The sequence below is a fragment of the Streptomyces sp. genome, assembly GCF_031178505.1.
Lineage (GTDB): Bacteria > Actinomycetota > Actinomycetes > Streptomycetales > Streptomycetaceae > Streptomyces > Streptomyces gulbargensis.
This window is the reverse complement of record NZ_JAPSIW010000174.1, coordinates 1-10,665: the sequence shown is the minus strand read 5'-3', so window position 1 is coordinate 10,665 and position 10,665 is coordinate 1. Positions and strand designations below refer to the sequence as shown.

13 protein-coding genes and 1 pseudogene are annotated in these 10,665 nt (G+C 74.9%); 8 read left to right on the top strand and 6 right to left on the bottom strand.

What is annotated here, in order from left to right; genetic code table 11:
* The 3 genes from RIF68_RS14495 to RIF68_RS14485 form a co-directional block, all read right to left on the bottom strand.
* On the bottom strand, positions 1 to 372 hold a 372-nt coding region (locus tag RIF68_RS14495), incomplete at its 3' end, for a hypothetical protein (protein ID WP_309051647.1).
* The gene (locus RIF68_RS14490) at positions 369 to 530 is read right to left on the bottom strand and encodes a hypothetical protein (RefSeq protein WP_309051646.1); all 162 of its coding nucleotides are present in this window, start codon (positions 528 to 530) and stop codon (positions 369 to 371) included. The genes RIF68_RS14495 and RIF68_RS14490, both read right to left, overlap by 4 nt.
* Positions 531 to 1,008: 478 nt before the next feature.
* Complete coding sequence (locus tag RIF68_RS14485) at positions 1,009 to 1,566, bottom strand: SRPBCC family protein (protein ID WP_309051645.1); 558 nt, start codon at positions 1,564 to 1,566, stop codon at positions 1,009 to 1,011.
* 126 nt (positions 1,567 to 1,692) lie between these two features.
* On the opposite strand from RIF68_RS14485, the gene RIF68_RS14480 reads away from it, so the two are divergent.
* Both RIF68_RS14480 and RIF68_RS14475 read left to right on the top strand, forming a co-directional pair.
* Positions 1,693 to 2,460, top strand: a complete 768-nt coding sequence (locus RIF68_RS14480) for a HemK2/MTQ2 family protein methyltransferase (protein WP_309051644.1) — start codon at positions 1,693 to 1,695, stop codon at positions 2,458 to 2,460.
* Positions 2,457 to 2,921 (top strand): CDGSH iron-sulfur domain-containing protein, encoded by a 465-nt coding sequence (locus tag RIF68_RS14475; protein WP_309051643.1) that lies wholly within the window; start codon positions 2,457 to 2,459, stop codon positions 2,919 to 2,921. Before RIF68_RS14480 ends, RIF68_RS14475 begins: the two co-directional genes overlap by 4 nt.
* Before the next feature lie 40 nt (positions 2,922 to 2,961).
* On the opposite strand, the gene RIF68_RS14470 is transcribed toward RIF68_RS14475, so the two are convergent.
* The 3 genes and pseudogenes from RIF68_RS14470 to RIF68_RS14460 form a co-directional block, all read right to left on the bottom strand.
* Complete coding sequence (locus RIF68_RS14470) at positions 2,962 to 3,669, bottom strand: DUF6766 family protein (protein WP_309051642.1); 708 nt, start codon at positions 3,667 to 3,669, stop codon at positions 2,962 to 2,964.
* Between the two features lie 82 nt (positions 3,670 to 3,751).
* Complete coding sequence (locus tag RIF68_RS14465) at positions 3,752 to 4,222, bottom strand: hypothetical protein (RefSeq protein WP_309051641.1); 471 nt, start codon at positions 4,220 to 4,222, stop codon at positions 3,752 to 3,754.
* Positions 4,223 to 4,341: 119 nt separating this feature from the next.
* Positions 4,342 to 4,940, bottom strand: a pseudogene (locus RIF68_RS14460) (UdgX family uracil-DNA binding protein).
* Positions 4,941 to 5,216: 276 nt separating this feature from the next.
* Between RIF68_RS14460 and RIF68_RS14455 the strand changes: the two are divergent.
* The 6 genes from RIF68_RS14455 (at position 5,217) to RIF68_RS14430 (ending at position 10,588) form a co-directional block, all read left to right on the top strand.
* Positions 5,217 to 6,290: an iron-containing redox enzyme family protein gene (locus RIF68_RS14455; RefSeq protein WP_309051640.1), complete on the top strand. Its 1,074-nt coding sequence runs from the start codon at positions 5,217 to 5,219 to the stop codon at positions 6,288 to 6,290.
* A gap of 86 nt (positions 6,291 to 6,376) precedes the next feature.
* Positions 6,377 to 7,138, top strand: a complete 762-nt coding sequence (locus RIF68_RS14450; RefSeq protein ID WP_309051639.1) for a nucleotidyltransferase family protein — start codon at positions 6,377 to 6,379, stop codon at positions 7,136 to 7,138.
* Entirely contained in the window at positions 7,135 to 7,398 is a 264-nt protein-coding gene (locus tag RIF68_RS14445) for a BON domain-containing protein (protein WP_309051638.1), read from the top strand. Before RIF68_RS14450 ends, RIF68_RS14445 begins: the two co-directional genes overlap by 4 nt.
* Positions 7,399 to 7,541: 143 nt before the next feature.
* On the top strand, positions 7,542 to 8,354 hold the full coding sequence (locus tag RIF68_RS14440) for a metallophosphoesterase (protein ID WP_309051648.1): 813 nt from the start codon (positions 7,542 to 7,544) through the stop codon (positions 8,352 to 8,354).
* Positions 8,355 to 8,584: 230 nt separating this feature from the next.
* Positions 8,585 to 9,391, top strand: a complete 807-nt coding sequence (locus tag RIF68_RS14435; RefSeq protein ID WP_309051637.1) for an ABC transporter ATP-binding protein — start codon at positions 8,585 to 8,587, stop codon at positions 9,389 to 9,391.
* A gap of 201 nt (positions 9,392 to 9,592) precedes the next feature.
* Positions 9,593 to 10,588, top strand: coding sequence for an iron-siderophore ABC transporter substrate-binding protein (locus RIF68_RS14430; protein WP_309051636.1), 996 nt, complete (start codon positions 9,593 to 9,595; stop codon positions 10,586 to 10,588).
* Positions 10,589 to 10,665: the final 77 nt, after the last annotated feature.

Sequence of the window (10,665 nt, the reverse complement as noted above, 5' to 3'; positions counted from 1 at the left end):
CTCGCGGCCGGGACGTACCGCGAGTTCCTGCCCGTCGCCGTCCAGGAAGCGGCCCGTCACCTCGTACGTGCCGCAGTGGGCCCGCCCGACGGGGAGCCGTTCGGCGGAGAGCCGGATCTCGTACGGTCCGCCCGAGCGGAATCCGCCGAGCGCCGTGTGGGTGCGCGCCAGGACACTGCCCTCCCGGACGCGGGTGTCCTCGAAGGCCAGCCCGTCGATGTCCCGGCCGAGCCGGAACACGAGGCCCACACCGACCACCGCGCCCTCCGGCAGCTCGATGGCCGGGGCCTCTCCCGTCTCCGCGAACGGTACGTCGACCCGGCCCCGCTCCTCCGTGTGCAGGCAGATCTCGAGCAGCTCGAAGTCCTTCACGGGAGTCGCACCGCCCTCCGTCCGGCCGCCCGGACGCCCCGGTACGGCGCGACCGGCTCGCGGGGGCCGCCGCGCGGCCCCGCGTCGGCGCGTGCGCGGACGGCCCACAGGGTGAGGACTCCTTGCAGGAAGGAGAGGACCTCGGACAACCGGATCATGGCGACGCTCCTCGGCTCAGCCCGGCGTCTGCCCAGGCGGCACGGGAACACGCACGCGACGGTCGGCCGGTTCGCGCGGTGCGCCGGGGCGGCGCCCGGGCCTGCGGCCCGCCCGGGACCGGCAGGACCGGGGACCGGCCCAACCCCCGGCCCTGTGACCTGTGGCCCGGCCGGACGCAGAAGCGCGGGAGGGTCGGCGGACGCCCGCGCGGGCGGCTCCGGGGCTCCGGTCGTCACGTGTCGACCGCCTCCGCACCCGCACCGCCTCGGGGCCGGCCGCCTCCGCTCCTGGGGCCGTACTGCCCCCGGACATGCCCGGGACCCGGGTCGTCCCGCACCGGCCGCCTCCGCGCCAGGGCCGTCCTGCCCCGGACATGTCCGGGGCCCGGGAGGACGGTCGTCCTCCCGGGCCCCGTGGTCGGCCCCTCTTCGGGCCGGCTCGTGCGGGCGGGCGTCCGGCGCCGTGCCCGGCCGTGCGTCAGGATGCCGGCCAGGAGCCGGGCGGGTTGCCCTGGCCCGGCGGCGGGGTGCCCGGGGAGGTGGCGGTACCGCCACCGGCCGTACCGCCGCCCGCCTCACCCGGGCTCAGCCGGCCGCGCCAGGCGCCGGTCGCGCGGTCGCGGTCCTCGATGAAGCTCTTGAACCGCTTGAGGTCGCCCTCCACCCGGCTGTCGACCACACCGAGGGCCTTGCCCGCCTTCTCCACGAAGCCCTCCGGCTCCATGTCCAGGGCGAGCGTCACCCGGGTGTGCGTGTCGTCGACCGGTTCGAACGTGACGACGCCCTTCTGCTTGACGTCACCTCCGACGGTGCGCCAGGAGATCCGCTCGTCCGGCAGCTGGTCGACGATCTCCGCGTCGAACTCACGGGTGACTCCGGCGATCTTGGTCCGCCAGTGCAGGTGCCGGTCGTCGATCTGCTGGACCGACTCCACGCCGTCCATGAACCGGGGGAACTCCTCGAACTGGGTCCACTGGTCGTACACCTCACGCAGCGGCGCGTCCACCTGGATCGTGTCGTGCACCATCGTGCTCATCTCCCTCGTTCGGTGGCGTAACGGGACGGATACTCTGCTACCCGGGCCTTCCCGGCGTAACCACGCATGTCCCGTCGCTCCACGCATGTCCCGATCGGCGCCGGGTAATCGCGCGGAATGAGCCCGATGCGACTGATCACTCCGCCCGGCGTGTACGCCCCCCAGGGGGACACCGAGCTCCTCCTCGACACCCTCGCCCGTGAGGACGTGGGACCCGGCGACAAGGTGCTCGACATGTGCACCGGCACCGGCGTCCTCGCCATCGCCGCCGCCCGCAGGGGCGCCGAGACGACGGCCGTCGACATCTCCGGTGCCGCCGTGACCACCGCCCGACTGAACGCCCGGGTCCACGGGTGCCGCGTCCGCGTCGTACGCGGCGATCTCACCCGGCCGGTGGCGGGGGAGCGGTTCGACCTGGTGACCGTCAATCCGCCGTACGTCCCCGCCGACGCCCCGCACGTCCCCGCCCGGGGTCCGGAGCGCGCCTGGGACGCGGGACGCGACGGGCGGCTCCTGCTCGACCGCATCTGCCGCGCCGCGCCCTCCGTTCTGGCCCCCGAGGGCGTTCTCCTCCTGGTGCAGTCCTCCCTCTCCGGGGTGGACGCCAGCCTCGAGGCCCTGAAGAGGTCGGGGCTGAAGGCCCGCGTGGCGGCCAGGAGCGATCAGCCCTTCGGGCCGGTGATGACGTCCCGCGCGCGCTGGTTCGAGGCGCGCGGTCTGGTCCCGCCGGGCGTGCGCCACGAGGAACTGGTGGTCATCCGGGCCGTCCGCGAGGTCGGCGCCGAGCGCTTCGGGGAGGCGGCCCGGGACGGGGACCCCACGGAGCGGGGGATGCGCGCGGACGGACGGACCCCCGGGCCGGACACCGCGGCGGAGAGCGAGGAGGCGGCATGAACACGTCCCGCGAGCCCACGACGACGGACGACGAGCCCACGGCCGCGCACGACGAGCCCACGGCGGTGAACGGGGCCCGCACCCCGGCGCCCGGCCCCGTGCCGGGTGGGGGCCTCGGCGGCGGGCCGCGGTCCCGGCCCGGGGTCCCGCGCGCCGTCCCTCTGCGCGAGGGGCCGCTCCTCATCGAGGGGCCGCTGGAGATCGTGCTCCCCGACGGCGAGACGCGCCTGTGCGAACGCCCGGTGATCGCCCTCTGCACCTGCCGGCGCAGCCTCCGCGCGCCCTTCTGCGACACGAGCCATCGCCCCCGGGAGCGGGCGGTGCGCGGCAAGCGGCACACGCCCGGGAAGGACGCGAAGGACGCGGAGGACAGGAACGACCCGGACGGCACACACGACGCCGACGGGGCCGACCGCCCTGACGGGGCACCGGACGCGAGCCGTTCCGGCGACGACGCCTGACACGGGCGGGGCGGCCTCCACGGCGCCCCGCCCGTGCGTGTCAGCCCTCGACGCCCGTGGCGTGGTGCGGGGACCCGACCGGCTTGGACTCCGGGGACCCGCGCTGGCGCAGGTAGACGGAGAGCACCGCCATGGAGGCCACGGCCAGGAGTTCCGACTGCCAGTTCTGCAGGGACCGGCTCCAGAAGTCCGCGGACCCGAGGTAGGAGGCCCAGCTCACCGGGTCCTGGAGCTGCCGCAGCCGCATCTCGTTGTGCGCGGCGGTCCCGGCGACGGACTGTGCCAGCCACGAAAGCAGGAACAGGCCGGCCATGACCAGGCCGAGCGAGTGCGCGTACACCGACTGGCGCCGGCCCTTGTCGGCCGCCCAGCGCGGCGACTCGGGCGTCGCGTGCTCGCCGACGCGCTGGTCGCGTTCGCTCTCGATGCCCACCCGGTCCAGCGGCTTGGACTCCGGCGACCCGCGCTGGAGCAGATAGACCGTCCCGTACACGTACAGGAAGAACTGCAGGAACTCCGACTGCCAGTTCTCCGTGACGTCGACGGCGAAGTCCGAGGACATGAGATACGGGCCGAGGCCGATCCGCTGAAGCCCCTCGACGGCGAGCTGCTCGTTGAACTCGGCGTTTCCGGCGACGGCCTGTGCGGCGAGGACCACCAGGAAGGCGCCGCCGAAGGTGAGCGTCAGGCTGTTCGACCGCCAGAAGCCGCCGCGGTGGCCGGTGCGGTGCGCGCCGTCCGGCGTCACCGCTGCATCGCCCCGATCGCGGTGAAGTAGGCGAGACCTCCGAGGATGATCGCCAGACAGCCGATGAACACCGCCTTCATGGTCAGGCTCCCTTCAGCGAGCAGCGGTACGGCAGGTCGTCGGGCTGCGGCACGCAGCCGGCGGCCGTGACCCGCCAGCCCTCGTCGAACTGGGACAGGAACACCGTGTCGTCGTCGGTACGGAGCAGGGCCTGGCGCCCGTGGACCTCGACCGCCCGCGCCCCGCCGCCGCTCGGCAGCTCCAGGGAGCGCAGCGCCCGGTCGCACGGGGCCTTCCCGTCCTCGGTCAGCTCTTCCCGGCTCCCGGGGGCCAGCAGACCGCAGGCGGCGCCGAAGTCCTGGGCGGCCAGCGCGGCCGTGAACCGCCCGGCGGCGCGGCGGGCGCCGTCCTCACGCGGGGCAGTGGCCCCGCAGCCGGACAGCACGGCCGCGGCGAGCAGGGCGCCGACGGCCACGCGGGTGAACGCCGCCCGACGGCGCGGGTCCTGTCGGCCCTCCGGGGCCACCGGGGCCGTGTTCCTGATGGTCGCCACGCCCCCACCCTGCACGGCCGCGCGGCCCCGGCGGCGCACCCTCGGCCGAACGGGCACGGTGTGTCACCCGCCCGGGCGCCGCCCGTCCGGGTGCCGTGGGAGCGCGCGCCCGGCGCGCGTCAGAGCGCGTCCGCCGCCGTTCGCAGGTCGGCCACCAGCCCCGCGTACATCTCCTCGCGGTCCCGGGCGCGCAGCACCGCCGAGGGGTGCACGGTCGCCAGGACCCGGACCGCGCCGTCGCCGCCGGCAGCGGCCGGGGCACGCCCCGGTCCGTTCCGACCCGGAACGAGGGTCCGAGCAGCGAACGGCCGGCCGTCGCGCCGAGCACGACCACCAGTTCCGGGCGGACGAGCCGCAGCTCGGCCGTCAGCCACGGACGGCAGGCCGGCGTCTCCCGCACGGTGGGCGTCCTGTGGATGCGCCGCTTGCGCGTCTCGTCCCGGGCGAACTTGAAGTGCTTGACGGCGTTGGTGACGTACAGGCCCTCCTCGTCGATCCCGGCCTCGCCGAGCGCCCTGGACAGCAGCCGTCCGGCCGGTCCGACGAACGCCACGCCCTCCCGGTCCTCCTGGTCCCCGGGCTGCTCCCCGACCAGCATCATCCGCGCGTGCGGGTCCCCCCGGCCGAACACCGTCCCGCTCGCCTCCCGGTGGAGCGGGCACCCCTCGCACCCGGCCGCCGCCCGCGCGTACGCCTCCAGGCCCCCGTGCGCCGGCACGGCGTCGCGCCGTAGGCCTCGGGCCCGGTGGGGCCCTTCTCTTTCGCACCGGTCATCGGATGCCTCCCGGACACCGCCGCTCGCCCGGCGGACGCGGAGCGACTGCCCCGGGGCCGCGCCCCGCAACCGGTCCCCGCCGGAATCCGCCCGTACCGGCGCCCCCGGGGGACCCGGATTCCGGCCGTCCTGCCGGGCCGTCCGCCCCGGTCAGGCATAGGCCGCCGGGAACGGGGCACCCGCCTGGCACCCGCCCTCACCCTGGCGAGGAGGCCTGCCATGACGATCACAGTCCCACAAGGGACGGAAGTACGAGCCGACACCGGACGCCCGCAGCTGCCGCCACCCCGTGGCGAGCTGTCCGAGGCCGTCCACGCCTATCTGCGAGGCGTCGGCCGGAGCCTGCCGGACCGCCGGTCGACGGCCGGCGCCGACCCGTACGGGGAGGACCTGCAGCTGGCGCTGCACCTCGCCTACGAACTGCACTACCGGGGCTTCGACCAGGTGCCGGACGCCGTCGAGTGGGACCCGGACCTGCTGCGGCTGCGCTCCCTCATGGAGGAGCGCTTCGAGGACGCGCTGCGCGACCGCTGCGGCCGGTTCACCGATGTCGACGAGGCCTTCGCGGCGCTCCTGACCGAACCGGCCGAGGGGCACGGCGTCTCCGACCACCTCGTGCGCGACGGCACGAGGGAGCAGCTGCGCGAGTACGCCGCTCTGCGGTCCGTCTACCAGCTCCGGGAGGCCGACCCCCACCTGTGGGTCGTGCCCCGGCTGCGCGGGCGGGCCAAGGCGGCCATGGTGGCGATCGAGTACGACGAGTTCGGCTGCGGCCGGGCCGAGGCCATGCACGCCCGTCTCTTCGCCGACCTGATGAGCGACCTCGGACTCGACCCCTCCTACGGGCGCTACCTGGAGGCGGCGGGCGCCGAGACGCTGGCCACGGTCAACCTGATGTCCCTCCTCGGGCTCCACCGGGCCCGCCGTGGCGCCCTCGTCGGCCACTTCGCGGCCCTGGAGATCACCTCCTCCCCGGCCGCGGCCCGGATCTCCGCCGCGATGCGCCGGATCGGCGCGGGCGAGGCGGCGGTGCACTTCTACGACGAGCACGTGGAGGCCGACGCCGTCCACGAGCAGCTGGTACGGCGCGAGGTGGTCGGCGGCCTGCTGGCGGACGAACCGGAACTCGCCGGCGACGTCGCCTTCGGCGTGGAGGCGACCGTCCTCCTGGAGGACGATCTGGCCGCACACATCACCGGTGCCTGGGAGGCGGGCGGGAGCGCCCTGCGGGTGCCGATCGACGACCTTCCCGGCGCGGGCCGGGACGAGGCGGGACAGAGGGGTGACGCGTGAGCGCGGGGATGCTTCCGGAGGAACGGGGTACAGGCAGGGCTCCGGCCCCCTCGACAGAAGGTGACCGGGTACGAGAGGAGGGCCTCATGAACCTCACGGCAGGGCGTCGCGGCGCCCGCGCGGCACGCGCCGACGGCCGGCGGGACGACGCCGGCGGCGGTGCCGGAGCGGTGGTGGAGACGGGGGCCCGCATGCCGGTGCTGCCGCCCGACCACACCCAGGCGATCCTGGAGACGACCAAGGAGATCGCCGCCCTCCTGAAGACCTCGGGCTGTCCCTTCGCCCTGGTCGGCAGCGTGGCCGCGTACGCGTACGGCATCCCCGTGCGCCTCCAGCACGACACCGACTTCGTGTTGCGCCGCGAGGACGCCGACACGGTCACCGAACTCCTCCGCGAGAAGGGCGTCCTGGTCATCGACCCGCCCGAGGACTGGCTGGTGAAGGCTCGCAGCGGTGGCGAGGAGATCGACCTGATCTTCTCCCTCGCCGGGCGGCCCGTCACCACGGAGCTGCTCGAACGCGCCTGGACGCTGCCCGTCGACTCGGTGCACATGCCCGTCATCGACCCGACGGACCTCATGATCAGCCGGCTCACGGCGCTCTCCGAGCACCACTGCGACTTCGGCGCCCTCCTGCCGGTCGCCCGCGGACTGCGCGAGCGGGTCACGTGGGAGCGGGTGCGCGAGGAGACGGAGGGCCTGCCGATGGCCGCCGCCTTCCTCTATCTGCTCGAACTGCTCGACGTCATCCCGCCGGCGGGCGCGGCGGGAGCCGGCCCGGCGCAGGGAGAGCCGGGCGCGGCCCCGGGACAGCCTCGCCCGGGCGGAGGAGGAGGGCCGGAACGATGATCGAGTTCACCGCGCCCCACGAGGACGAATACCGCATCGCGCGGCTGCGGGAACGGCTCGCCGCCGACGACGTGGCCGAGCTCGGCGTCCAGGTCGAACAGCGCGGGACCTCGGTGCTGCTGACCGGAACCGTGCCGACCGCGTCCCGGCGCGACGAGATCCTGCGCCTGGCCCGCGAGGAGCTGGCGGGCCTCACGGTCCGCGCCGATCTCGTCGTGGCCTGCGCCGACGCACCCGACCGTTGGGAGGAACTGCCGTGACGAGGCCGCCGACGACCCCGGACACGCCGGGCCGTCCGCTCACCACGACGCCGGACGGGGCCGGGCCCGCGCACGATCCCGCCCCCGGCCCGGACCCCACGTCCGAGACCGCCCGCTCCGACGGGCACGGCACCGTCGTCCGGGTGGCGGCGGTCGGCGACATCCACCTGGGGCCCGACTGCGCCGGGGTGCTCCGGCCCGCCTTCGCCGGACTGCCGGACCGCGCCGATCTGCTCCTGCTCGCCGGCGACCTGACCCGGCACGGCACCGTGGAGGAGGCCCGGGTGGTCGCCGAGGAGGTCGCGGACGCGGGCGTGCCCGTGGTCGCGGTCCTCGGCAACCACGACTACCACTCCGGTGAGGAGGCGGCCGTCACCCAGGTCCTCACCGACGCCGGCATCACGGTCCTGGAGGGGGACGCCGTCGTGCTGCCCGTCGCCGGGCACAAGGTCGGCGTGGCGGGGGTCAAGGGATTCTGCGGCGGCTTCGTGGGCCGCAGCGCCGGCGAGTTCGGCGAACCGGAGATGAAGGCCTTCGTCCGGACCACCCGGCTCAGCGCGGAACGGCTCGCGCTCGCGCTCGGCGACCTCTCCGCGGCCGGCTGCGCCGTCCGCATCGCCCTCACCCACTTCGCGCCCGTGCCCGACACGCTGGCCGGCGAACCCCTGGAGATCCATCCCTTCCTCGGCAGCTACCTGCTCGCCGAGGCGATCGACGGGGCCGGGGCGGACCTCGCCGTCCACGGCCACGCCCACCTCGGCACCGAGCACGGCATGACGGCGGGCGGTGTGCGCGTCCGCAACGTCGCCCAGCCGGTGATCGGCCGCGCCTTCGCGCTCTACCGGCTGCCGGTCGCCGGGGACGGCACGGCGTCCGTTCCGGAGGCCGTCCGCACGGCGGCGCCCGCCCACGCGCCGGGCGGCGAACTCATCTCCGGGGCCGTGCGCCGCAGTTGAGCGCCGCACGCCGACCGCGTACCTCCGCCCCGTACGCTCCGCCGCGCCCTACCCCTCCGCCGTGCGGAGGGACAAGGGGTCGCGCGGACGCGTGCGGGGCGCGCGGTCGTGCGGGAGATCTCGACATGGTCACAAGCCGGGACGAACACGGAACCACCCCTAAGGTCTGCCTTACCTAAGTTGTATGGTGGCGCGGTCAGTTCGGCCCAAGGGGAAGGAGCGTGATGTCCATGGGCGACGTCCGCCTGGTGGCGAACGGCCTCGACGTCGGGCACGGCGGCCGCACGGTGCTCCGGCAGGTGGACCTCGCGTTACGCGCCGGTGAGATCACCGTCCTCGTCGGCCCCAACGGCTGCGGCAAGTCCACCCTCCTGCGGACCGTGGCCGGCCTCCTGCCACCCCTCGCCGGTGACACCCGCATCGACGGCGAGCCCCTGCGCTCCCTCGCGCGCCGGGAACTCTCCCAGCGCCTCGCGTTCCTCCCCCAGACCTCCCAGGCACCCGCCGGAGTCACCGTCCGCGAACTCGTCCGGCACGGCCGGTACGCCCACCGCGGCGCCCTCGCCCGGCACACCGCCGAGGACACCGAGGCCATCGACTGGGCCCTGGACGTCACCGACGCCGCCCCCCTGGTCGACCGGCGACTTGACGAACTCTCCGGCGGCGAACGCCAACGCGCCTGGCTCGCCATGGTCCTGGCCCAGCGGGCCGGCGTCCTCCTGCTCGACGAGCCCACCACCTACCTCGACATGCGGCACCAGTTCGACGTGCTCGACGTCGTCCGGCGCCTCGCCCGCGAACACGGCATCGCCTGCGGAGTCGTCCTCCACGACCTGACCCAGGCCGCCGCCTACGCCGACGAGGTCGTCGTGGTCGCCGACGGCGGGGTCGCCGCCACCGGAGCCCCGGAGACCGTCCTCACCTCCGACGTCATCGAGCGCGCCTTCGGGCTGCGGGTCACCGTGGTCCGCGACCCGTCGACCGGCTACCTCGCCTGCTTCCCGCAGCGCGCCGGGGCGTCCGCCGCCTCGCCCTGACCCGGCTCCCCGAGCCGCCCCGCCGGAGAGCCGGCCCGGCGGGCCGCCGGTCGCCCCGGCGCCCGCCGTACGCCCCTGCCCCCGCACCGTGGCGGGCCGCGGCGTACCCCGGACCGCCCGGCACACCCCGGACGCGCCCGCAGACCCGTACCCGAACGACCCGTCCCCGCACGGCCGTACGTACACAAGGAGAGACCCACCATGCAGAGAATGCTGCGCGCCCTCGCCACGGGCGGCACCGTCCTGGCCGTCGTGCTGGCCGCCGCCGGCTGCGGCTCCGGCACGGTCGGCGAGACCGCGGACACCAAGCCGGGCGGGGACGCCTCCGCGAAGGGCGGCATCACCGTCGAGACCGCGCTGGGCAAGGTCAGCCTCGACAAGCCGGCCACCAAGGTCGTCACCTTGGAGTGGACCTACGCCGAGGAACTCGTCGCCCTCGGCGTCACCCCCGCCGGCAACGCCGACAACAAGGGCTACGGCACCTGGATCACCGCCGAGGGCGCCGCCCTGCCCGCCCAGGTCACCGACGTCGGCAACCGCAACGAGCCCAGCCTGGAGAAGATCAAGGCGCTCCAGCCCGACCTCATCGTCATCGACAACGAGCGCTCCAAGGCCAATCTCAAGCAGCTCCAGGCCATCGCGCCGGTCCTCTCCTTCACGTACACCACCAAGCCCCAGCTGACCACGATGAAGAAGAACTTCACCGAGCTGGCGAAGGCCGTCGGCAAGGCCGAGAAGGCCGCGGAGGTCAACGCGCGGATCGACGCCAAGGCCGCCGACCTCAAGGGCCGCCTCGACAAGGCCGGCAAGAGCGGCCTCAAGTACGCGCTCGCGCAGGGCTTCACCGCCAACGGCGCCGCCTCCGTCCGCATGCTCACCGACGACGCCATCGCCCCGCAGGTGCTCAACCTGGCCGGCCTCAAGAACGGCTGGAAGGGCCAGGCCGACGCCTGGGGCATGACCACCGTCGGTGTCGAGGGCCTCACGCAGGTCGAGAAGGACGCCACCTTCCTGTACGTCGCCGCCGACAACGACAACCCCTTCACCGGCGCCCTCGCGGGCAACGCCGTCTGGAAGGGCCTCGGCTTCGTCAAGAGCGACAAGGCACTGGCACTCGACCCGGGCACCTGGCTGTTCGGCGGACCGCTGTCCGCGATGCACGTCCTGGACGAGACCGGCAAGGCCCTGAAGGTCTGATGGCCGCGGAAGGACTCACGGCCACCGCGGCCGGTCCGCTCGGCCACCGCCCACGAGCCCTGCTCGTGGGCGGTGGC

Bases quoted from the DNA above. Each gene is read 5' to 3' on its own strand.
- RIF68_RS14435 (WP_309051637.1), top strand. From the start codon at position 8,585: ATGGGCGACGTCCGCCTGGTGGCGAACGGCCTCGACGTCGGGCACGGC.
- RIF68_RS14475 (WP_309051643.1), top strand. From the start codon at position 2,457: ATGAACACGTCCCGCGAGCCCACGACGACGGACGACGAGCCCACGGCC.
- RIF68_RS14450 (WP_309051639.1), top strand. From the start codon at position 6,377: ATGAACCTCACGGCAGGGCGTCGCGGCGCCCGCGCGGCACGCGCCGAC.
- RIF68_RS14445 (WP_309051638.1), top strand. From the start codon at position 7,135: ATGATCGAGTTCACCGCGCCCCACGAGGACGAATACCGCATCGCGCGG.
- RIF68_RS14480 (WP_309051644.1), top strand. From the start codon at position 1,693: ATGCGACTGATCACTCCGCCCGGCGTGTACGCCCCCCAGGGGGACACC.
- RIF68_RS14430 (WP_309051636.1), top strand. From the start codon at position 9,593: ATGCAGAGAATGCTGCGCGCCCTCGCCACGGGCGGCACCGTCCTGGCC.
- RIF68_RS14490 (WP_309051646.1), bottom strand. From the start codon at position 530: ATGATCCGGTTGTCCGAGGTCCTCTCCTTCCTGCAAGGAGTCCTCACC.
- RIF68_RS14455 (WP_309051640.1), top strand. From the start codon at position 5,217: ATGACGATCACAGTCCCACAAGGGACGGAAGTACGAGCCGACACCGGA.
- RIF68_RS14485 (WP_309051645.1), bottom strand. From the start codon at position 1,566: ATGAGCACGATGGTGCACGACACGATCCAGGTGGACGCGCCGCTGCGT.